We start from the raw sequence: 20910 nt of genomic DNA on the forward strand, positions 1-20910 counted from the left end.
CTTGTCGGGGACTTTTCGGTCTCTGTAGATTAGCACTGAGCTTGTTTGAGTGCTGAGCCACCTATGACCGTGCTGGAACAGGGATCCATCACCATCCACACCGAGAACATCTTTCCCATCATCAAGCAGTCTCTCTACTCGGATCGAGAGATCTTCTTGCGGGAGCTGATCTCCAATGCTGCTGATGCCATCACCAAGCTGAAGATGGCCAGCCTTGCCGGCGAAGTGGCGGATCTCCCAGAGCCGGAGATTACGATTGCCCTCAACAAGGAGGCCAAGACCTTAGCGGTGGCCGATAACGGCATTGGCATGACTGCCGAGGAAGTGAAAAAATACATCAACCAGGTGGCTTTTTCCAGCGCTGAAGAGTTCATTCAAAAGTACAAGGGCAAAGACGCAGAGCAAGCAATCATTGGCCACTTTGGTCTAGGATTCTACTCCTCTTTTATGGTGTCGCAGCGGGTGGAGATCGACACCCTCTCCTATCGGCCCGGCAGCACGCCGGTGAAGTGGGCTTGTGACGGCACCACTACTTTTACCCTCTCCGATTCTGAGCGCTCCAGCATCGGCACCACCGTTACCCTTTACATCACCCCCGAAAATGAAGAATACCTGGAGCCAAGCCGCATTCGGGAATTGGTTCGTAAATACTGCGATTTCATCCCCGTTCCCATCAAGTTAAACGGGGAAGTGATCAACAAGCAAAAGCCCCTGTGGAGAACCTCACCTTCCGAACTCAAAGATGAGGATTACCTAGAGTTTTATCGCTACCTCTACCCCTTCCAAGAGGATCCCCACTTTTGGGTACACATCAACACCGACTATCCCTTCATCGTGCAAGGGATCCTCTATTTTCCCAAGTTGCGCCCGGATATTGATCCCACCAAGGGTCAAGTCAAGCTGTTCTGCAATCAAGTCTTTGTCCAAGATAACTGTGAGGAAGTCATCCCCAAGTTCCTCCTACCTCTGCGGGGGGCCATCGACAGTCCGGATATTCCCCTCAACGTCTCCCGCAGCTTCTTGCAAAATGACCGCACCGTAAGACGCATTGGGGATCACGTTGCCAAAAAGGTGGCGGATCGTCTCAATGAACTGTACAGGGAAGATTACGAAAAATACGTCAAGGTCTGGCCCGACATCAGCCTCTTTATGAAGTTTGGGGCGATGAACAACGACAAGTTCTTTGCCCAGATTAAGGATATTCTCATTTTCCGAGTGGCCGGATCCCCTGCCGATAAACCCGAATATGTGACCCTGAAAGCATACCTAGAGCGCACCCGCGATAGGCAAAACAAGCGAGTTTACTACGCCACCGATGAGGCTGCCCAGAGTGCCTACATCGATCTCCACCGCTCTCAAGGACTGGAAGTGATCATGCTGGATAGCTGGATCGACAGCCACTTCAGCAGCTTTTTGGAGCGGGAATACAAAGAAGAAGGGATCCAATTTAAGCGGGTGGACTCTGAGCTGGATGAAACGCTGGTGGATAAAGACAAAGCCGCCGAAATTGTGGATCCGGTCACGCAAAAAACCCGCAGCCAAAAGTTGGTCGATCTCTTTCGGCAGGCCCTGGGCAAAGACAAGTTGCAGATCCAAGCAGAAGCCCTTAAATCGGAGTCGGTTCCGGCCATGATCTTGCTACCGGAGACGCTGCGGCGCCTGCAGGAGCTCAACGCCGTCATCCAGCAGAAGCCGCTGGAGTTTCTGGAAGAGCACACGCTGGTTCTGAACACGGCCCATCCCCTTATCCAAAACCTACAGTCTCTTGCCGATCAGGGTCGGGATCCCGACTTGGTTCACCTCATCTGCAATCACATCTACGATTTGGCTTTGATTACCCAGAAAAGCTTTGACCCAGCAGCCGCGCGGGCCTTTGTGCAGCGCTCCAACGAAGTGCTGACTCGGCTCACCCGCCCTCAATAGGCAGCGCTGTCCAGGGTAGACTGCAGGGCTTCCGCTCCACCGGGCAGAGACGGACGGGATCCGGCCCCGTTGCCGCTGTGGCCGTAGCTGCCTTGGAGCACGGGGGCAACTTGGCGCATCAGCGTCGCCATCTCCAGGGCACTCATGGCGTATTCCCAACCTTTGTTGCTCTTGACCCCGGCCCGCTCCAGAGCCTGCTGCAGGGTATCGGCGGTGAGGATCCCGAAAATAACCGGCACTCCGGTACGAAATCCTGCCGCCGCAATGCCTTTGGAGACCTCCGCCGCCACATAGTCGAAGTGGGGAGTTTGCCCGCGAATCACTGCCCCCAGGCAGATGATGGCGTCATAACGGCGAGATTGGGCCAGTTGGTGGGCCAGCAAAGGCACCTCAAAACTGCCCGGCACCCAGTAGTAGTCCACCTGCTTGCTCTCCGGGCCGACATCCACACCATGCCGCTTCAGCGCGTCCTGGCACCCTTCCAACAATTTGCCAGTGATTAGGTCGTTAAACCGACCGATGACGATGGCTAGACGCAGATCCTCCGTCTGAACAAAATTGCCCTCGTAAACTGCCATCTACGCTGCTCCAGATCTACCCAAGAGAAGAACAAGCGGAAAACCACGCTTTCCCATCCTAATTCAGTAAACTACCCGACCCTGACTGCTTCGCAGTACAGGGCGGGCTTTCGGTAGCCCTGCAGTTGGCAAGCCAACCACGAACCTCTAGGCTGGTTTACAGCAGCCCCCAAAAGCGCAATCACATTCGCACCATTCAAATCCGCATCCCCTTCCCATCCACAGTGTCCACACTTAAACTTCTTTCCACTGCGATAGGATTGCGTAGGATCGGGATGGATGTGCAAACACCGGTGGCAGGTCTGCGACGTGTAGGCAGGCGGAACCAGCACCACAGGTACTCCGGCAATGGCAGCCTTGTAGACCACGAACATCCTAAGCTGGTAGAACGCCCAGTTATTGGTTCTGCGGCGCTCAGCTTTGCTGCGTGGCTGTTGATTGACCCTTTCCCGAATCCCTGTCAGGTCTTCCAGGGCAATAGCGCTGTTTGTGGTCTTTGCCCTAGAGACAATAGCTTTGGAGATGCGATGATTGACCCACGTTTTTGCTACGCAACGCTGACGCGACTGAAAGCGTCTCTCCTTGCCAGACAGCCGTTGCAACAGTTCTCTGCATCTGCGCCGCGAACTGCGGGTGCCCTTACTGGCTTTACGTTGGAGTGCCGCCCTCAGCTTGGAGTAGTGGTCTCGGATTCGGTTCAACTGCTGTCCATTCCAGTTATCCCCTTCTGACGTATGAGCAATATCCGTCCTTCCCAAATCCACGCCTAGCACTCTATCCGTGCCTTGCGGTGGGCACGGTTCCGTTTCCACACAGATTTGAATGGAGTAGAAACCGTCTTTGCGCTTGACCAGAGTGGCGGATTTGGGGTTGGAGCCTGCCAACTGTTCTCTCTGGTAACGGCCAATCGCCAGCTCAAAGCGCTCTCGACCCCCAACCGTGGTCAGCGACACCGTCCAGTCTTTCTCGCGAAACGAAAAGATACGAGCGTCGTAGGTAGCGAAGTCCCCTTTGAACGCTTTGACCGGACGGTTTTTCTGTCGGGCAACTTTACGGGCACCGGCCAGCCGTCTGCAGACCTGCTGGTCGCGTAAGCGGGACGTAGTCCTTGCCAAGTTACTGGACAAGCCAAACCGAGCGCGAATCTGGTAATAGCAAAGGGACTGGAGTTTGACTGCGTTGACTACTTTTTCTGGTGTGTTTTGGTTGACCCAGTTCAACGCCTGCACAAAGGCATCCATTGTCGCATCCAACTTTGCGGCTTGCGACTGGGACACCTTGAGCTTGCAGGGGACGGTCAGGACTTGGGTCATGGTTCTATCATAACTTCCGCATTCCTCCCGACACTGACCCTACGGGTACAGTGCGGGGCTCCTGCGATTTCTAGCTGACGGGCAACGGCTGCCACACCCATATTTCTCTTTGGCAAGGCGAACAAAACCTGTTTGCCGATCCTCAAGGGGAATTGGGGCTTTCTCAACTGGCCTATCACTTCATCGGCGGGGTGCTACACCATGCACCTGCTTTGTGTGCCCTCACCAACCCGACGGTCAATTCTTATCGTCGCCTCAATGCCCCCGTCACGCTCTCTGGGGCCACCTGGTCTCCCAATACGATCAGCTACAGCGGCAATAATCGCACCCACGCCATTCGGATCCCGGATGCCGGGCGGTTTGAATTGCGTTTGGCCGATGCTGCCGCCAATCCCTATCTTTTGGCTGCTGGTCTCATTGCCGCCGGTCTGGACGGGATCCAACACCAACGGGATCCTGGCCCCCGCTGTGACAACAACGCCTACACGGATCCCCTCCCCAATGCCCCAACGTTGCCCGGCTCTTTGGTCGAAGCCCTCAACCACTTAGACCAAAGTACCCTGTTCCGTAGCAGGCTGGGGGATCCCTTTGTGAATGCCTACCTCAAGCTCAAACGCCAACAATGGCAGGAATACAACCGTCAGATCACGCCCTGGGAGCGGGAAACAACCTTGGATTGCTAGCCCGGTAGTTGTTGTTATCTCATTACACCTTGAGAGAGGGCTTCCAACTGGCCTGGAGTGACCCTAAACCTGGGCCAACTGGTGTTGAGCTGCCTGCCGCATCACCTCCACCGGCACAGGCTTGCCTCCCAGCCAAAGCGACAGGGCCTTGGCCCCCTGGTGAACCAGCATCTCTAGTCCACTGATGGGGGTATGTCCCAACTCGGCGGCCATCCGCAGCAGAGGAGTGGGATCCGGCACATAGATCAGGTCGTAGACGATGGCACCCGGAGACAGCAGGCCCAGTTGCTCCCGGCTCAGGGGAGAGAGCTCCTGACCGCCAGGGGATCCCGGCTTGTGCATGCCCACGGGGGTGGTGTTGACCAAAAGCCGCGTCTGAGACAGGTAGCAATTCAACTCCGCCCAGTTCACCGTCTCCACCTGCGGCCAAGTCTGTCGCAAGGCCAGCAATGAGTTGGGGGATCGCCCTGCCACCCGCACAGGCCCCAGCCCCAACTCCAAACAGCCTTGGATGGCCGCCCGCGCTGCCCCCCCGGATCCCAGAATGAGGGTGGGGATCCCTTTTTCCAGACCCAGCAAAGGCTGCACAAAGCCATCGATATCGGTATTGGTGCCCGCCCACCCGCCCTCTGGCAAGGGGTAAACCGTATTCACCGCCCCTACCGCTGCTGCCCGCGATTCAATCTGATCGAGCAAAGGGAGAATGGCCTGTTTGTGAGGAATCGTCACATTAAACCCCCGCACCCCAATGGCCGCCAGCCCTGCCACCGCCGCCGCCAAGTGTTCTGGAGCCACCGGAAACGGCACATAGCAATAGTTTTCCCCCATAGCTGCCAAAGCAGCATTGTGCATGGCTGGGGATAAGCTGTGGGCCACCGGATCCCCAACCAGACCAAGCAATTGGGTGCTTCCCGAAATCCGACCGTCCACCGGCTCAGCCAACTCCTCAAGGGATCCCTTAAGCCACTCAAGATTTAAAGACGATTTAAAAACTACTAAGACTCCGACTCAACCCGCTGCAGAGTCTGCCGGTAGCGATGGCGCCAGCCGGCCAACGATTCTTCCGAAATGTGGTCGATCAAGGTGCTCATCTCCGCCAGGATCTGATAAACGCGGTCAAAGCTTTTTCGGGTTCGCTCTTCCTGCTCCGGTTGATGGATCTGCACCATGTATAAGCTCATCTTGATGGTTTGCAGGCGGTTTTTGCCCAAATCTTCCAGCATTTCCCGAATCTGTCGGATTGCCTCCTGCCTTACCCATCTTTGTCGCCGTCGCAACAGCCAAAAGAGGATCCCGTGGACGACCCCTACCAAAGTGGCGCTGACCGCCGTTGCCATCTCCACCGTTCGCGTCAGCGGGACCGAGTCCTTAAAAGCGCTGCGGCTGGCCACAAAACCACTTAGCAGAATCACCCCTATTCCTACCGCCGTCAAGATGAGCTCAATGTTGTTTAGGAACCATCTTCCTGCCGGTCTCCAGATCCCAGATCCGGCCACTTGACCCTGAAGAATGCCCATCATAGCCTTTTGCACCTCCCTTCCGTCTCTCCCGTTCGCTCAGCCCATCACTACCTGCTCAGCCGCCCCAAGGCCAGGCGCGGTCTTCTACGGCTCAGTTGACGCTTCAGACAAAGCTGCCGGAGTTTTCGCCGCCGCAAGCGCAAGGGTCTATGGGCCAGGGATCCCGCTGTGGACAGTTCCGGTGCAGGAGCCTGCATCTTTCGACTCAGCTCTTGATGGTGTTGGCGGAGATCCTCAATCTGCCTGAGGCGAGTCTCCAGCTCTCGGCGCAGTTCGGCGTTTTCTTTTTCCAGACGCTGCAGGCGTTTCAGCAGCTCTGAGGACTCCGTTCCGCTGACGCGGTCGGAAACTGGGATGGGATGGGGAGCAGTCACCACCGAGCTGTGCACATTCCTGCTATCTCGCATAGCCTGGGCAGCCCGACGCAACAGAGCCACCCCCTTGGGATCATCGCTGTCCATGAGGCTGGCCGCTCCAAACTGGAGCTGCACCGGCAGCGCCCGCCCATTCACCACAAAGGGATCCTGAATCATCCGCTGACAGCAGCGTTCGGCAGCCATTTGCGCAGCAGCCAAGGTGCTCCCCGGCAGCAGAATGATAAACTGCCCCTCGTCGTAGCAAAACAGGTCGTCTCCATCGCGCAGGTTATTGGCCAGGCGCTCTCTAAACAGCTTGAGAAGAGCACCCCGACCGTCGGCTTCCAGCTCTTGTGCCAGAGAACCGAGGTTGGCCAAGCGCAGCACAAACAAGCTGAGGGGTTCCGATTGGGCACGGGCCTGGGCCACCCGCAGCGGCAAACGAGCCACCAAATCCTGACGGTTACCCACCTCCAAACCAATCGACTTGGGGGGAGAGGGAGGAGATTTTTGCCCAGTTTTGAGCAGATATTGCTGGCGGCGACTTTCTACAATGCGCAGCCCTGCCCGCACCCGCGTCAGCAGCTCTGCAGCCTGAAAGGGTTTGGAAAGAAACTCATCGGCGCCTGCCTCCAAAGCCCGCTCCATGCTATCGTTGCCCTCGCGGGCAGTCATAATGATGTAGTACACCCAAGCATATTCCGGCAGTTGCCGCAGTTGACGGCACAGGTCTAGGCCGTTCAGGGAGGGCATGACCCAATCGGCAATGATCAGATCTGGGGGTTGGCGGCGAATTTGCTCCAGCGCGGAGAGGCCATCCAAAGCATAAGAAATACTGCAGCCCTGCTTGCCCAAAAAGTTGGACAGCATCTCTGCCACCATGTAGCTATCATCCACAATCAGTACACGGGCTTGCAGACTGCCGTCTTGACTTCTGCCAGAGACGAGTTTCGCCTTCTCAGGCGCAGGAGCTGCACTAGCGCTCTCCGGTCTGGGATCCATAGACAAACTGAGGCAGGATGGCGAGAAAATCCGGGAAAGCAAACTACCCGCAACTTTCCATCGTTATTCTAATGCGGTAGCAAACAGCAGCCGCTTCAACTTTGCCGAGTTGGTTAAATTATAGTCATTTAAATAAACAGGAATGAAACATTTCTGTTGCATCGCTTCCCAACTCCCCTCTCCCAGAGGGAGAGGGGTTGGGGGTGAGGGCTGACTCCTTCTGGGGGAGGGGTTGGGGGTGAGGGTGGTTTCCAGAAGCAGCACGGAGCGCTTGGGCAGCACGGAGCGCTTGGGCAGCAGTGCGGAACGCCTGGGGAGTGTCTCAATCTAGTTTGGAATGACCATAACCAAGTAATTGGATTATTGACGGATCATTGCGGAGCCGGTGTCTGTTGCTGTCCAAGGCTTGCCCTGAGTAGGAATCTTTTGGCGGGAGAGCTGAAATCCATGCGGTGAACATTTGTGAATCATTCCAGGCAACAGAGCAGAGGCTCAGTAACGGAGCTCGAGGGTGACTTGGGCGCGCACGGTTTGCTGTCCCCCCTCCACCGGTGTGGATGCCGTTTCTAGACGGGCATAGTCGGCGCGGGCAAAGGGGATCGGCGGCGGGATCATGTAGCCATCGCTCTGAATCTGGATGCGCTCGACGGAACGGATGCTCAGGTTCAAGGCCCCCAGCACATCCTGGGCTTGACGTTGGGCATCTTGCACGGCTTGGGTTAGGGCGCGGCTGCGCGCCTCCAACAGGGTGGCTTCATCGGCCCGGAAACTGACCGATTCCACCTGGGTGGCTCCGGCGGCCACAGCTTCGTCCAGCACTTGCCCAGCTCTGGCCACAGGCACCTCGAATTGCAGACTGTTTTGCCCCTGTACACCCGTTAGGCGAGGTTGGCCATCCCGATAGTCGTATTGCGGGTAGAGGGAAATGCCGGTGGTTTGTAGAGCGCCTACTTGCAGCTCCTTGAGGCGATTGACCAGCCGCTCTGAGCGTTCTGCCACCTGTTGTTGTACCGATTGCGCCGTCTCCCCTTGAATGACTACCCCTAAGCGAATGAGGGCAATGGAGTTCTCCACCGAGACCGATCCCTGCCCTGTAACCGTCAACATTCGGGATCCCTCACCAGGACTGGCCATCGCTCCACCTCCGGCGATTATGTTCCAACCCAACAGTGCCACCGCCAGTACCAGGCCCAGCCACGCTACCCCCTTCAGCCCTTTCCAACCCCTGATCCCGTTCATTGCTTTCCCCTTCTGTGGTTCAATCCCAGCCTACTCCCACCGCTCCTCAGCCTGATCCGACAAAAGCCCCAGCCACCAGTTCCCTAACCTCACCCAGCCGGTGCGTTCTTGCCCCCACGGATCCCGTATCCGCACACGGAATACCCGTTGATACTTGGAAGTGCTCCCGGAAAAAGGCCCCAGCCGCCAGTACCGTGCCTCCTGGCTCAACAGGGAGTAGCCCTGCTTTGCCGCCCACCGCTGCAGCAATTCTTGGCTGCGTCTTTGTTCCCAGACGAAAATCCCAACGAAAAGGGCAGCAGCAACCGCCGCCCCTACTAGGGCCAATGCCAGCTCAGACATCAGACATGGGGATAGACTCTACTGCCCATCCTACAAAGGTTGCTCCAATGCTGGGATCCCCGGCGGTCAAAGTTCACCTTCGTCGCCTCACCCGCCCTCAGACCTTGGACAAAGAGATCCCTGCTTCAACCCATCAGGCCGTATGATCGAGGCAGGGTGGTCAAAACTCAATCGGTTCTCAAGTCGTTAAGGTCTCTTTAAGAATGGCCGAAAGAATGGCCGAATCGAAACTGCGACAACTGCTGCACGATCTGGATGTTGAGCTGCAAAAAACCCCTGGCTTGGATGAAAAGCAGCGACAGCAAATTGCCGCCATTCGCCAGGAAGTGGAGGCGGTGCTGGCCGATCTGGGATCCCGAACCGAGAGCAAACAGAGCCAAGGGCATAGAGATCGCATTGGAGAGGCGCTGGGCCTGTTCGAGACCTCGCATCCCAACCTCACCCTGATCCTGGAGCAGGTGATCGACACACTGGCAGGGATGGGTTTGTAGGTTCAGGGTCCGTAAAAGGGCTCACCAGAAAGCTCCCTTGCTTGCTAGCCTTGGTAATGCGTTGAAAGCTCCTTATGCTCTATGACCAGCACTCTCCACTCCACCTCGTTTAACACCACCCGCTCCAAGCAGATTTTTGCCCGGGCACAAAGCCTCATGCCGGGGGGAGTGAGTTCTCCGGTACGGGCCTTCAAGTCGGTGGGCGGGGATCCCGTCGTGTTCGACCGCGTCTCAGGGGCCTACGCCTGGGATGTGGACGACAACCAATACATCGACTACATCGGCAGTTGGGGGCCTGCCATTGTCGGCCATGCCCACCCCGAGGTCATTGAGGCTCTGCGCCGAGCTTTGGAGAAAGGCACCAGCTTCGGCGCCCCATGCGTTCTGGAAAATGAACTGGCGGAGCGGGTCATTGAGGCGGTGCCCAGTGTGGAGATGGTGCGCTTTGTCAATTCCGGCACTGAAGCTTGCATGGCGGTGCTGCGCTTGATGCGGGCCTATACCGGTCGGGAAAAGGTGATCAAGTTTGAGGGCTGCTACCACGGCCATGCGGACATGTTTTTGGTGAAAGCCGGTTCGGGGGTGGCCACGCTGGGCTTGCCAGACTCGCCGGGGGTGCCCAAGGCAGCTACCAGCGCTACGCTGACGGCTCCCTACAACGACCTGGAGGCAGTCAAGGCCCTGTTTGAACAGCACCCCGACTCCATTGCCGGAGTCATCCTAGAGCCGGTGGTGGGCAATGCCGGCTTTATTCCCCCCCAGCCGGGCTTCTTGGAAGGCTTGCGAGATCTCACCCAAAAGTACGGGGCCCTGCTGGTATTTGACGAGGTGATGACCGGCTTTCGCATCAGCTATGGCGGTGTACAGGCCAAGTTTGGGGTCATCCCCGATTTAACGACCCTGGGCAAGGTCATCGGCGGCGGCCTGCCGGTGGGGGCCTACGGCGGTCGGCGAGAAATTATGGAAATGGTGGCTCCAGCGGGGCCGATGTATCAGGCAGGGACTCTTTCCGGCAACCCCCTGGCCATGACAGCAGGGATCCAGACGCTGGATATTTTGCGTCGTCCGGGCACCTACGAGTACCTGGAGCGGATTACCGAGAAGTTGGCAACAGGGCTATTGCAGATCGCACGGGAAACGGGGCATGAGATGTGCGGGGGCTATCTGCCCGGCATGTTTGGCTTCTTTTTTACTGCCGGCCCAGTGCGCAACTACGAAGAGGCCAAGACTTCCGATCTGCAGAAATTTGCCCGCTTCCATCGCGGCATGTTGGAGCGGGGAGTCTATCTGGCGCCCTCGCAATTTGAGGCCGGCTTCACCTCCCTGGCCCACACAGAGGCCGATGTGGAGAAAACCCTAGCCGCCGCGCGAGAGGTGTTGAGCACCCTCTGAGTTGACAATTACCCCCTCGCGAGCCGGGATCCCTGCTATGGCCGAGCACATCCACCGCAACTGGAGCATGACTCTAGTCAATAATAAGCTCAACTATACTGAAAATAATGTATAATATGTTCAGTACGGATTACTACCAGTTGATCTTTCTGTTTACTTTCGAGTCTGCCAACATGGTAGCCAAAGCAAAGCAGAAAATTGGTAGTAAGACGACACGGAAACTGCGCTTTGGGTATTCTACTCAAAGCTTTGCGGGATACCGCCATTCTGGTTGGAAACAAACAGAATGCTATCGCTGCATAGTTGAACAGTGATGTTCAGCAGTGTTCAGCGTAAATGTATCAGCATCACCACCCAAGCTACAGAGAAGGGGTTTATCTTTCGCTGCCGACTGCTCCAGCAAGATGGCTCTTGCGAGTCGGAGATTGGCACCAAAGCCTACGGCTACTTTCAAAACGAGGCCGAAGCTATTCTGGCGGGCATGGTCTGGATCGACCGGCAGCAACTGCCAGATCACCTGGACGGTCTACTGTTTGACAACGAAGAGCCGGAAGGTTAGACAGGGGCTTCTTCCCGCACCAACCGTTCCCAACCCAAGCCTTTGAGGGCAGCATTGCGCCGCAGCGGTCGGGTCACCAGCTCCAGCAGAGCCTGGGTGTTGCCGAAGCCGTGGATCTGGGCGAAGGTGAACTCCACCGACCACTTGGTGGTTATCCCCCGTGCCTCTAGGGGGTTGGCGTGGGCCATACCTGTGATCACCAGATCCGGCTGCAGGACCTTGATGCGCTGGATTTGGTTGTAGTTATCCGGCTTTTCTACGATGGTGGGCTTGGGCACTCCCATCTCTTCGCAGGTGCGCTCCAAGAGGGCCAGCTCAGCCGCTTGGTAGCGTTTGTCCATGTAAGGGATCCCAATTTCCTGCACCGTCATGCCACAGCGCACCAGGAAACGGGCCAGCGAGATCTCCAGCAGGTTATCGCCCATGAAGAAAACGCTCTTGCCCCGCAGCAGCTCCAGATAATCCCGAACTTGGGGATGGCTCCACACTTCCGCTTCCCGCTCTGCCAAGCCTTGAGTTGGGATCCCCAGCTCGCGGGCAATGGCTTCTATCCAGGCGCGGGTGCCATCCGGCCCGATGGGAAAAGGAGCGGTGATGAGCTTAGCCTTTTTGCGGCGTACCAGCGTGGTGGCCGTGCGGCTGAGGAAAGGATTCACCCCCACCACATAGGTGCCCGGCTCGATGGCCGGCAGCTCTCCATAGCGTTTGGCCGGCAACCAGCCGGAGACGCGGATCCCGTGTTTCTTCAGCTCCAGGGTGAGTTGGGTCACCACCGGATCGGGCACCGAGCCGAAGATCACCAAGGGGGGATGCTTGTGGAAGCCTTCCTCCTCTTTCTTTTTTCCGGAGCGGAGCCCGTAAAAAAGCGCCTGGAGACCCCCGCGGGTTTCCTGCTCCTCTGCCCGCACCTGCTCTGGGCAGCGTTGAGCCATCGAGGCCAAAACCGTGTCTTCCCCTTGGGTAAAAGCGTAGTCGAGGCCATTGGCCCGTGCCACCACAATCGGGATCCCGATCTCCCCTTCCAGCTTCTGGGCTAGGCCCTCCAGATCCATTTTGATGATCTCGGTGGTGCAGGTGCCGATCCAAACAATCACGCTGGGATTGCGATCTCGTTGAATTTGCAGGCACAGCCGCTTCAGCTCCTCGTAGTCATTCAGCTTGGCGCTGATATCCCCCTCTTCCAGCTCGGCCATGGCATAGCGGGGCTCGGCAAAGATCATCACCCCCATGGCGTTTTGCAGAAAGTAGCCACAGGTTTTGGTGCCGATGACCAAAAAGAAGCTGTCTTCAATTTTTTGATAAAGCCAAGCTACACAACTAATCGGGCAAAAGGTATGGTAGTTGCCGGTTTCGCACTGAAAGTTAAGGGCATTGGCACTATCCAAAGCAGCATTCATGCTCGTCTCCTAAAAACATAAAAGAAGGGAACGTTGCCAACTAGAGGGCTACCAACTGGGGCACACCCACCAATTTTTCGCTGAGATCCCAAAGCAATTTGGCCTTGGCATCGTCCGCCGCCTCGTCAGAGACTTCTTGGTTAAAGGGCTTGGCATTCTTGCGTTGCCGGTTGCCCCAGCTCCAGTAGAACCCCGACCGACGAAACTCGGGATCGGCCACCACTTGGGCCACCCGCTCTCCGGCCAATTCCTGAGAAACAAATCCGCCCGTGATGTTTTTTTGAAACCAGGGGAAAAGTTTTTGAAACAGGGGATAGTGATGGCGGAACAGAGCCGTGGTGGCTACACACCCCGGATAGAGGGAGAGGAAGGTGATGCCAGTGCTCTCATGGAAGCGACGGTGTAGCTCGCGCATGGTGAGGATATTGCAGACTTTGCTGTCTTTGTAGGCTTTCACCGGATCGAATTTGCCGCCATCGGCCATGCTGATGGGATCCTTGAAGCCCTGGGCAAACCCCCGCAGATCCCCCAGGTGGGGTTGGGGTGGGATCTTACCCCCCAGCTCTTTGGGATTGTGGGTAACCGTGCCCAAGATCACCAGCCGCCGATCTGGATAGGTGGAGCGTTTCAGATCCTCCAACATCAAATGGCAGAGCAAGAAATGCCCCAGATGGTTGGTGGCCATGGTCAGCTCATATTCTTCCGGGCTGCGCAGGGGCTGCTTGAGCAGGGGCATGTAGATGGCGGCATTGCAGACCAAGGCGTCCAAGGAACGGCCCCAGTTGCGGAACTGCTCGACAAACCGCCGCACGCTGGCCAAGCTGGCCAGATCGATCTGCATCAGGGTATAGCTGCCCTGGGGGATCCCCACTTGTTGGGCCACCCGGTAGGCTTTGTCCAGATCCCGACAGGCCATCACCACGTGCCAGCCGCGCTTGGCCAAGGCCAAAGCTGAGTATAGGCCAACACCCGAGGAAGCTCCGGTAATCACGACGGTGGGTTGCTCTTGTCCTTGCATATCCAACTCCTGTGCCATTTCCTTCCCAAAGCGGGATCCCCAGGGATCCCTGCAGGATCCATCTTGGAGTGGAAAGCGGATCGGACAACAAATTGATAAGGTTTGCGACGGTTTTCCGAAACAGTGGCTTCATCTTTGGACACACTGCCCAAGCCGGCAGGGGATCCCTTACACCAAGGCCAGTTGGCGGGCTGGAGTGTTGTAAAAGTCGGAGAGCAAAGCAAACAGCTCCCGATCTTCGGCAGGTTGGGGCACGATCCCTTCCGGACGGGCCAGCAGCTCATCGGCGATGTTCAGGTAGTACTGGCAGACAGGCTCCAGGCTGGGATCGGTTTCCGCCATCTCGAAGAGGGTTTTGCCCTTGACCCGCGAGACGCGAATATCTTCAATGAGGGGAAGCACCTCGATAACCGGCATGGGAACTGCCGAGACGTATTTGTCAATCAGATCCCGCTTACTGGTGCGATTGCCGATCAGCCCGGCCAACCGCAGCTTGCGGGTTTTGGCCTTTTCTCGCACCGAGGCAGCAATCCGATTGGCGGCAAACAGGGCATCAAAGCCGTTGTCGGTTACGATCAGGCAGTAGTCGGCGTAGTTGAGGGGAGCCGCAAAACCGCCGCACACCACATCCCCCAGCACATCGAAGAGGATGACATCGTACTCATCGAAGGCGTTCAGCTCCTTCAGGAGTTTGACGGTTTCCCCCACCACATAGCCGCCACAGCCGGCCCCTGCCGGGGGCCCACCCGCTTCCACGCAGTCCACGCCGCCGTAGCCGCGGTAGATCACATCTTCTGGGTAGATGTCTTCGTGGTGATAGCCCTTGGCTTCCAGAGTGTCGATGATGGTGGGGATGAGAAAGCCGGTCAGGGTGAAGGTGCTATCGTGCTTGGGATCACAGCCAATCTGCAAGACCTTTTTGCCCCGCCTGGCCAAGGCCACCGAGATGTTGCAACTGGTGGTGGATTTGCCGATCCCACCTTTTCCGTAAACTGCCAACTTCACAGCGCGTTCCTCCATGGGGCGGACAAAGGACATTATCGGCAGCCAACCCGCCCCCTGAGAACTGTTGCGAAGGATAAAGGTGGATCCCTCAAAAAGCTAGAAGTTCCCAGATCTTGCAAATGGTCCTAAGAAAGTTCCCAGGGCTTCTCAAGTCGATTTTTGATGTTTTTCCCGATTTTAGTTTTAGATATACTTTCATCAGTGATCAAAAGAAAACAATTCCAGATGACAATTCACCCAAATCGGGAAGGATTCAGCTATGCCATGGCGCTGATCCCGTCCTCTTGGCTTGGCGCTGAGGCAGGTCTGGGCTGAGAAAGAATCAAGAATGATCTCAATTCTGGGGGGAAGGTGGGGGGAACCCTTCGCTCTCAGGGATCGAAGGCAAAAGTAACTCGCACCGCTCCTGCAGAATCCACCTCGATCCTGCGCAGGAATTCCCGCAGGTAGGCACGCCGTTCGGTCTCGCTGAGGTCTTGCCAGAAGGGCGGGATGGAGAGGGTTTGGATGGTCTGGGTGAGGTTGGCGGGGGGGAGTTGCTCCAGCTTTTGGGCCAAGCGGGCCGTCTCTGCTCGCAACTGGTAGCGACGCTGGGCCAGGGAGGCCTCGTCCATTAGTCCAGATTGCTGCAGCTCTTCCAATTGCCGCAGCCGCTCGGCGTTGGCCTGGATTTGGGCTTGCAGCTCTTGGCGGACTTGGGTGAGGGCTTGTCGATCCAGCGTCTGGGCGCGTTGGGGCAGTTGTTCGCACACCTGCCGGATCACCTCCTGCAGGACTTCGGTGTAGGGGAGGCTGTAGCGACAGGTTTGGCAGCGCAGATAGAGGTAGGGGGATCCGTTCTTTTTCCCCTTGCGAGGGGTGGTTTGCACAATGCGCAGAAGGCTGCCACAAGCGCAGCAATGAACCAGGCCGGCCAAAGCGCGGGGAGCACTGGCGCTGCGGCGAGGGATCCCTTGGTTGCGTTTGAGCCAGCGATCGATCTGGGCGGCTTCCGTGCGGCTGAGAAGGGCCGGGTGAGTGTCCCGCAGGGTGGTGCCGTCGGCATAGGCCAGATCCCCGCGGTATACCGGGTTGAGCAGCCAGTTGCGTCCGGTGGCCACAGAAATCCGCTTGTGGTGTTTTTCCTCCAAGAAGCGCACCGCCTGCCGCAGGGATCCGTAGAGGAGAAAGTGCTGGAAAAAATCCTGAACGATGCTGGCCTGCCGGCGATCCAGCACGTAGCGTTCCCCTTCGCGGCGGTAGCCAAAGGGGGCAGGGCCAGGGGGGGGTTTGCCCGCCAGGCGGTTTTGGGCTTGGCTGCAGCAGAGGCGGCGGCTTTGCAACTGATGGGGGATCTCGGCCAGCAGCGGGATCCAATCGGCAGCCTTGGTGGGGGTTTGCAGGCCGGATTCGGTGACCAAGCTGAGGCGGATCCCAGAGTGTTGGAGTTGCAGCAGCCGCTCGTGGATTTCATCCGCCCGATCCCCCAGATCCGCCAGGCGCAAGAGCAGCACTTCCTGCACCCAGCCGGCTGTGATGCGTCGGAACAGCTCCTCCAAATGAGTTCGGGATCCCCAATCGTGCAGGATGGGATCGGCCCCTCGCAACTTGAGCCAGGCCAACTCCTGTTCCGGCAAAGGAGCATGGGAAGGCGTGTAGAGGTAGCCGCAAACGCTCATGGACAAGCCATTCAACTATTGTCACCGCCGCTGCGCCAGAACGGAATCAAGCACCTGGCGAATGTTGCCCTGGGCCTGTTGCAAGTGCTGACGGGCCTCTTGAGCAGAGCACCCCAGCAAGGCCACAAGGATCGCGGTTTTCACCTCTCCATCACAAGCCTGCAGCAATTGGGCAGCCGCGGCGGGATCCAGATCGCAGGCCAAAGCCACTATTCGCTCCGCCCGCTGCTTGAGCTTGGCATTGCTGGCCTGGAGATCCACCATCAGGTTGCCATAAGTCTTGCCCAAGCGGATCATCACTCCAGTGGAGATCGTGTTCAACACCAGCTTTTGGGCTGTGCCGGCTTTCATGCGGGTGGATCCGAGGATCACCTCCGGCCCCACCAAAGGGGCAATGGCAATGTCCACCTGCTCGGTTAGAGGAGAAGGGTGATTGCAGGCCAGGCCAATCGTGAGCGCCCCAATACTTGTGGCGGCTTGGATCCCACCCAGCACATAGGGGGTACGACCGCTGGCAGCAATTCCCACCACACTATCTTGAGCTTGGAGGTGGAGACTCTCCAGAGCGCGGGCAGCCGCTTCCGCGTCATCCTCTGCGCCTTCTACCGCCTGGGTCAGGGCCCTTTCCCCCCCGGCAATCAAAGCCACCACCTGGGTGGGGGAAGTGCCAAAAGTGGGCGGGCACTCAGCCGCATCCAGTACCCCCAGGCGACCTGAGGTTCCTGCCCCGATATAGATCAGCCGCCCGCCGCGACTCATCCGCTCGGCAATGGCATCGATGGCTTGGGCAATCGGCTCTGCTTGAGCAGCCACCGCTTCCGGCACCCGCCGATCCTCAGCGTTGATCCGTTTCACCAGTTCCAAGGTGCTGAGACGGTCGATCTCGGCTGTAGCCGGGTTGGGGCTTTCGGTCAGGGATCCGGGATCCCAAGCCAATTGTGGAGAAACCATGGCAGCGCTTGTCCAGGCAAGAGGGATCCGCCTTCAGGGATCCTACACTTTGTCTTCTCGGATTCTATCGGTGGCAGGGGGCTCTCCTGAGGGAGCAGTGGAGGGAAAAACTGCGCCAACAGCACCACAACAAGGGCAAGGAGCACCAAGCCGGCCCCCTTCGCCAACGTCCATTCAACCAAAACCTCTGCCAGCGGAAACGCAGCGCGGCCATTCTCCAAAGATGCCCCCATCACAAGCGGCGACCAGCCCAAATACGCCTCAGTCGGCAGCCCAACCGGTGAATTGACGAAGGCGAGCGCCGCCCAGTGGCGGTACTCTAGAAGGTGTTCTAAGGACTCCGTCCCGCTACTGCGATGAGTAAGTCCGTGCAAGCGATGGCAAGGACTCCGTCCCGCTACCGCGACCAGCCTGCCCTGCGCATCTTGATCGTGCGCCATGGTGAGAGCACCTTCAACCTGGAAAATCGCATTCAAGGCCGCTCCGATCTCTCCCGGCTCACCCCCACTGGAGAAGGGCAGGCGCAGCGTGTAGCCGAGGCCCTGGCCGGGATCCCGTTGGATTGCGCCTATTGCAGCCCCCTGTCTCGCGCCCTCGAGACAGCTCGCATCCTTTTGAAAGACCGAGAAGGGATCCCTCTGCACATCACCGATCAACTGCGGGAGATCGACCTGACAGCCTGGGAAGGGCTGACCTTTGCTGAGGTGCAGGAGAAATACCCCGAAGATTACCACCTGTGGCGGCACCATCCCGACACCCTGGAGCTAGAGGGCCGCTTTCCGGTGCGGGATCTCTGGCAGCAGGCGCAGGGGTTTTGGGAAATGCTGGCTTTCCATCTGCAATCGGCTTCGGGCCCCTGGAACCATGGAGCGGATCCCTCCCAGAGACAGACCCTCAATATCCTCATCGTGGGCCACAGCGGCATCAATCGGGCCCTGGTCAGCACCGCCATCGGCCTGGGGCCACACCACTATCACCGCCTCGGGCAGGATAACTGCGCCATCAGCGTTCTCAATTTTCCCGAGGGCCTGCAGGGGCCGCCACAACTGGAATCTCTGAACATCACCGCTCACCTCGGCCAAGCCCTGCCCAAGCGCAAGCAGGGGATGCGCATCTTGCTGGTGCGGCATGGGGAAACCCAATGGAACCGAGAGCGCCGTTTTCAAGGGCAGCGGGATATCCCCCTCAATGCCACCGGGGAGGAACAGGCAGCCAAGGTGGCAGAATTTTTGGCCACTCAACCTCTGCAACTGGCCTTCTCCAGCCCCCTGAAGCGCCCTTGGGCCACAGCCGATGCCATCTGCAGCAACCACAGCAACCTCATTTTGCGCCCAATGCCCGACTTGCAAGAGATCTGCCACGGCGACTGGGAGGGCAAGCTGCAAAGCGAAGTCGAAGCCGAATACCCCGGCGAGCTGGAGCGCTGGCAACGGGATCCCGCCAGTGTGCAGATGCCCAATGGGGAAAACCTTCACCAGGTGTGGGAGCGCACTCGCTCCGCTTGGCAGGAGCTTTTGGCCATCACCGCAGCCCAGTTTCCTCAGGGCACGGCGGTTGTTGTTGCCCACGATGCCATCAACAAGGCGATCATCTGTCAGTTGTTCGACCTTTCCCCCCAAGCCTTTTGGATCTTCAAGCAGGGGAATGGCGCCATTACGGTGATCGACTATCCAGAAGGCAAGGAGGGTGCCCCGGTTTTGAAGGTGTTGAACCTCACCACCCATCTGTCCGGCCAGATCTTGGACTGCACCACCGCTGGAGCTTTGTAAAGATGGGCTCATCCCCTCTCCGCGAGCTAACAGGACGACTAACAGGACAAAATGTGCATCTCCAGGGAGTGCGCCTGTTGGATCCTTGGCGTCAGCGGGATGAAGTAACCGATGTGTGGTTGCAGGAGGGTCGTCTGCGGGCCACCGAGCCGGCAGGGATCCCTGCCGACATCCCCACCATCAATGGCTCAGGCTGGGTAGTGGGGCCGGGTTTGCTGGATCTGTATGCCCACAGCGGCGAGATGGTTGGCAGCGGTCGCGTAAGCGGTGCGGAGCACTTTCTGGCCCACAGTCGGGAAACCCTGACCTCTTTGGCTGCAGCGGCTTTGGCGGGAGGCTTTACCCAGGTGGGGCTTCTGCCCACCCCCCTTCCCGGAAGCGGCTTTTTTCCGGTGCTGGATCGCCCGGAGCACTTGAACCGCTACCCCCGCCAATTGGGGGATCCCCGCTGGCTGCCCTGGGCTGCCCTGAGCGTGGGTGGCCAGGGAGAAACCCCAACCCCCTGGGGAGAACTGGCGCAAGCGGGAGCAGTTGGTTTTGCAGAGGTTCAGCCGCTGCGCTCCCTGGCTCTGCTGCGGCGGGCTCTGGAGTATTTGCGGCTGGAGAATAAACCCCTGCTGCTCTGGGCCTGGGATCCCACCTTGGCCGGGCAAGGTAGCCTCTACGAAGGGATCTGGGCGCTGCGCCTAGGGCTGAAAGGGATCCCTGCCAGTGCCGAAACTGCCGCTCTGGCCCGTCTCTTGGAGGTGATCAGGAGCGTTCCTTCCCCTCCGCCTGTGCATATTATGCGCCTGAGCCAAGCCCGCAGCCTGGAGCTGATCCAACAGGCCCAAGCCGAAGGACTGCCGGTTACCGCCAGCGCCACTTGGATGCACCTGATCTTGTCCGAAGAGGCCGTCCTTGAGCATCGCTACGATCCCCACCTTCGTCTCCTGCCCCCTCTTCCCAGCGCTGGCGACCGAGAGGCTCTGATCGCCGGGATCCGTTCCGGCAACTTGGGGATCGCTACGGATCACCACCCCTACACCTACGAAGAGAAAACCCTGCCCTTTGCCGATGCCCCGCCGGGGGCGATGGGCCTGGAGCTGGCTCTGCCGCTGCTGTGGCACCATTTGGTGGCAACGGGATCCCTGACGGCGCTGCAACTGTGGTCTGCCCTCAGCCTGTACCCGGCCCGCTGCCTAAACCTAGATCCGCCCACCCTCACCCCCCACAGCGACTGGGTGCTGTTTGATCCCACCCACCCTTGGACGGTTTCTGTTGCCACTCTCCACTCCCGATCGCCAGCGACTCCCTGGCTGGAGAAAACCCTGTGCGGCAAGGTGTTGCACACCCATGTCGAGGGGATCCCATCCCGCAGCTCTGCCCCTTGATCCCGAAGAAGGCCGACAAGACCTGTCCGGAGAAAGAGCCAATTCAAAGAGGGGGATCCCTTCCCGCCAGCAGGACGAGTCCTTAATTCAAAACTAGGTTGTGTTGATCTTTCATTTGAGCCAAAAGAGAGCACTGACGAGATAGAGAAAACTCAAGAAGTTCCTGGCCAATTTGTCAAAACGAGAAAATAGATGCCGGTACTGCTTTAACTTATGAAAAAAGCATTCGATTAAATGCCTCTCTTGATACAGATGCTTGTCATAATGCCGCTGCGTCTTTCTATTCCTTTTAGGCGGAATAACCGCTTGAGCTTCCCCTATCTTCTCAATCAACTTATCCG

General features: G+C 58.0%; 19 protein-coding genes and 2 pseudogenes. 8 read left to right on the forward strand and 13 right to left on the reverse strand.

Annotation, left to right across the window (positions count from 1 at the left end; genetic code table 11):
* Window positions 1-63: 63 nt before the first annotated feature.
* A complete protein-coding gene (gene htpG, locus ACVWXZ_RS00780; protein ID WP_457482013.1) occupies window positions 64-1923 on the forward strand; it encodes a molecular chaperone HtpG in 1860 nt (619 codons plus the stop codon).
* Here htpG and ribH read toward each other — a convergent pair.
* A complete protein-coding gene (gene ribH / locus ACVWXZ_RS00785) occupies window positions 1917-2501 on the reverse strand; it encodes a 6,7-dimethyl-8-ribityllumazine synthase (protein WP_011432636.1) in 585 nt (194 codons plus the stop codon). The two genes, htpG and ribH, sit on opposite strands and share 7 nt — an antisense overlap.
* A 71-nt stretch (window positions 2502-2572) precedes the next feature.
* Complete coding sequence (locus ACVWXZ_RS00790; RefSeq protein ID WP_457441284.1) at window positions 2573-3814, reverse strand: RNA-guided endonuclease InsQ/TnpB family protein; 1242 nt, start codon at window positions 3812-3814, stop codon at window positions 2573-2575.
* A gap of 74 nt (window positions 3815-3888) precedes the next feature.
* Between ACVWXZ_RS00790 and ACVWXZ_RS00795 the strand changes: the two are divergent.
* A pseudogene (locus ACVWXZ_RS00795) lies at window positions 3889-4497 on the forward strand (type III glutamate--ammonia ligase); the annotation flags it as partial.
* Between the two features lie 63 nt (window positions 4498-4560).
* Here the strand turns inward: ACVWXZ_RS00795 and ACVWXZ_RS00800 are convergent.
* The 5 genes from ACVWXZ_RS00800 to ACVWXZ_RS00820 all read right to left on the reverse strand — a co-directional run bounded on the left by ACVWXZ_RS00800 (window position 4561) and on the right by ACVWXZ_RS00820 (window position 8956).
* A complete protein-coding gene (locus ACVWXZ_RS00800; RefSeq protein WP_457441293.1) occupies window positions 4561-5427 on the reverse strand; it encodes a shikimate dehydrogenase in 867 nt (288 codons plus the stop codon).
* Window positions 5428-5492: 65 nt separating this feature from the next.
* Entirely contained in the window at window positions 5493-6017 is a 525-nt protein-coding gene (locus ACVWXZ_RS00805) for a hypothetical protein (protein ID WP_457402232.1), read from the reverse strand.
* Between the two features lie 47 nt (window positions 6018-6064).
* Window positions 6065-7255: a response regulator gene (locus ACVWXZ_RS00810; RefSeq protein WP_457482014.1), complete on the reverse strand. Its 1191-nt coding sequence runs from the start codon at window positions 7253-7255 to the stop codon at window positions 6065-6067.
* A 612-nt stretch (window positions 7256-7867) separates the two neighbouring features.
* The gene (locus ACVWXZ_RS00815) at window positions 7868-8614 is read right to left on the reverse strand and encodes an SIMPL domain-containing protein (protein ID WP_457439172.1); all 747 of its coding nucleotides are present in this window, start codon (window positions 8612-8614) and stop codon (window positions 7868-7870) included.
* A 30-nt stretch (window positions 8615-8644) separates the two neighbouring features.
* The gene (locus ACVWXZ_RS00820; RefSeq protein ID WP_414409074.1) at window positions 8645-8956 is read right to left on the reverse strand and encodes a hypothetical protein; all 312 of its coding nucleotides are present in this window, start codon (window positions 8954-8956) and stop codon (window positions 8645-8647) included.
* Between the two features lie 215 nt (window positions 8957-9171).
* Here ACVWXZ_RS00820 and ACVWXZ_RS00825 point away from each other — a divergent pair, with 215 nt between their 5' ends.
* The 4 genes and pseudogenes from ACVWXZ_RS00825 (at window position 9172) to ACVWXZ_RS00840 (ending at window position 11398) form a co-directional block, all read left to right on the forward strand.
* Window positions 9172-9447 (forward strand): DUF4404 family protein, encoded by a 276-nt coding sequence (locus tag ACVWXZ_RS00825; RefSeq protein ID WP_414349749.1) that lies wholly within the window; start codon window positions 9172-9174, stop codon window positions 9445-9447.
* Between the two features lie 81 nt (window positions 9448-9528).
* On the forward strand, window positions 9529-10839 hold the full coding sequence (hemL, locus tag ACVWXZ_RS00830) for a glutamate-1-semialdehyde 2,1-aminomutase (protein WP_457482015.1): 1311 nt from the start codon (window positions 9529-9531) through the stop codon (window positions 10837-10839).
* 119 nt (window positions 10840-10958) lie between these two features.
* Window positions 10959-11142, forward strand: a pseudogene (locus ACVWXZ_RS00835) (hypothetical protein); the annotation flags it as partial.
* Window positions 11143-11152: 10 nt separating this feature from the next.
* Window positions 11153-11398: a hypothetical protein gene (locus ACVWXZ_RS00840; RefSeq protein ID WP_414330709.1), complete on the forward strand. Its 246-nt coding sequence runs from the start codon at window positions 11153-11155 to the stop codon at window positions 11396-11398.
* Here the strand turns inward: ACVWXZ_RS00840 and ACVWXZ_RS00845 are convergent.
* From ACVWXZ_RS00845 to murQ, 5 genes are all read right to left on the reverse strand, one after another.
* Window positions 11395-12795 carry a ferredoxin:protochlorophyllide reductase (ATP-dependent) subunit N gene (locus tag ACVWXZ_RS00845; RefSeq protein ID WP_457402242.1) on the reverse strand — a complete coding sequence of 467 codons (1401 nt, stop codon included), beginning with the start codon at window positions 12793-12795 and terminating at the stop codon, window positions 11395-11397. The two genes, ACVWXZ_RS00840 and ACVWXZ_RS00845, sit on opposite strands and share 4 nt — an antisense overlap.
* 40 nt (window positions 12796-12835) lie before the next feature.
* Window positions 12836-13813: a protochlorophyllide reductase gene (locus ACVWXZ_RS00850; RefSeq protein ID WP_457402243.1), complete on the reverse strand. Its 978-nt coding sequence runs from the start codon at window positions 13811-13813 to the stop codon at window positions 12836-12838.
* A 168-nt stretch (window positions 13814-13981) separates the two neighbouring features.
* Window positions 13982-14818 carry a ferredoxin:protochlorophyllide reductase (ATP-dependent) iron-sulfur ATP-binding protein gene (gene bchL, locus ACVWXZ_RS00855; RefSeq protein ID WP_041437180.1) on the reverse strand — a complete coding sequence of 279 codons (837 nt, stop codon included), beginning with the start codon at window positions 14816-14818 and terminating at the stop codon, window positions 13982-13984.
* A 371-nt stretch (window positions 14819-15189) separates the two neighbouring features.
* A complete protein-coding gene (locus tag ACVWXZ_RS00860) occupies window positions 15190-16476 on the reverse strand; it encodes a recombinase family protein (protein WP_457482016.1) in 1287 nt (428 codons plus the stop codon).
* Window positions 16477-16497: 21 nt separating this feature from the next.
* Window positions 16498-17427 carry an N-acetylmuramic acid 6-phosphate etherase gene (murQ, locus tag ACVWXZ_RS00865; protein WP_457482017.1) on the reverse strand — a complete coding sequence of 310 codons (930 nt, stop codon included), beginning with the start codon at window positions 17425-17427 and terminating at the stop codon, window positions 16498-16500.
* Between the two features lie 377 nt (window positions 17428-17804).
* Between murQ and ACVWXZ_RS00870 the strand changes: the two genes are divergently transcribed.
* A complete protein-coding gene (locus ACVWXZ_RS00870; RefSeq protein WP_457482020.1) occupies window positions 17805-19196 on the forward strand; it encodes a histidine phosphatase family protein in 1392 nt (463 codons plus the stop codon).
* 2 nt (window positions 19197-19198) lie between these two features.
* Window positions 19199-20569 carry a dihydroorotase gene (locus ACVWXZ_RS00875; protein WP_457482018.1) on the forward strand — a complete coding sequence of 457 codons (1371 nt, stop codon included), beginning with the start codon at window positions 19199-19201 and terminating at the stop codon, window positions 20567-20569.
* 111 nt (window positions 20570-20680) lie between these two features.
* On the opposite strand, the gene ACVWXZ_RS00880 is transcribed toward ACVWXZ_RS00875, so the two are convergent.
* Window positions 20681-20910, reverse strand: a 230-nt coding sequence (locus ACVWXZ_RS00880; RefSeq protein ID WP_457440321.1) for a transposase, incomplete at its 5' end; no start/stop codon positions are given.

It is taken from the genome of Thermostichus sp. MS-CIW-38, assembly GCF_054058415.1.

Coding starts and splice junctions, on each gene's coding strand:
- ACVWXZ_RS00850 (WP_457402243.1), bottom strand. CDS start 13,813: ATGCAAGGACAAGAGCAACCCACCGTCGTGATTACCGGAGCTTCCTCG.
- ACVWXZ_RS00815 (WP_457439172.1), bottom strand. CDS start 8,614: ATGAACGGGATCAGGGGTTGGAAAGGGCTGAAGGGGGTAGCGTGGCTG.
- ribH (WP_011432636.1), bottom strand. CDS start 2,501: ATGGCAGTTTACGAGGGCAATTTTGTTCAGACGGAGGATCTGCGTCTA.
- ACVWXZ_RS00860 (WP_457482016.1), bottom strand. CDS start 16,476: ATGAGCGTTTGCGGCTACCTCTACACGCCTTCCCATGCTCCTTTGCCG.
- ACVWXZ_RS00820 (WP_414409074.1), bottom strand. CDS start 8,956: ATGTCTGAGCTGGCATTGGCCCTAGTAGGGGCGGCGGTTGCTGCTGCC.
- murQ (WP_457482017.1), bottom strand. CDS start 17,427: ATGGTTTCTCCACAATTGGCTTGGGATCCCGGATCCCTGACCGAAAGC.
- ACVWXZ_RS00805 (WP_457402232.1), bottom strand. CDS start 6,017: ATGATGGGCATTCTTCAGGGTCAAGTGGCCGGATCTGGGATCTGGAGA.
- htpG (WP_457482013.1), top strand. CDS start 64: ATGACCGTGCTGGAACAGGGATCCATCACCATCCACACCGAGAACATC.
- hemL (WP_457482015.1), top strand. CDS start 9,529: ATGACCAGCACTCTCCACTCCACCTCGTTTAACACCACCCGCTCCAAG.
- ACVWXZ_RS00870 (WP_457482020.1), top strand. CDS start 17,805: ATGGCAAGGACTCCGTCCCGCTACCGCGACCAGCCTGCCCTGCGCATC.
- ACVWXZ_RS00810 (WP_457482014.1), bottom strand. CDS start 7,255: ATGGTGGCAGAGATGCTGTCCAACTTTTTGGGCAAGCAGGGCTGCAGT.
- ACVWXZ_RS00825 (WP_414349749.1), top strand. CDS start 9,172: ATGGCCGAATCGAAACTGCGACAACTGCTGCACGATCTGGATGTTGAG.
- ACVWXZ_RS00790 (WP_457441284.1), bottom strand. CDS start 3,814: ATGACCCAAGTCCTGACCGTCCCCTGCAAGCTCAAGGTGTCCCAGTCG.
- ACVWXZ_RS00845 (WP_457402242.1), bottom strand. CDS start 12,795: ATGAATGCTGCTTTGGATAGTGCCAATGCCCTTAACTTTCAGTGCGAA.
- ACVWXZ_RS00840 (WP_414330709.1), top strand. CDS start 11,153: ATGTTCAGCAGTGTTCAGCGTAAATGTATCAGCATCACCACCCAAGCT.
- ACVWXZ_RS00875 (WP_457482018.1), top strand. CDS start 19,199: ATGGGCTCATCCCCTCTCCGCGAGCTAACAGGACGACTAACAGGACAA.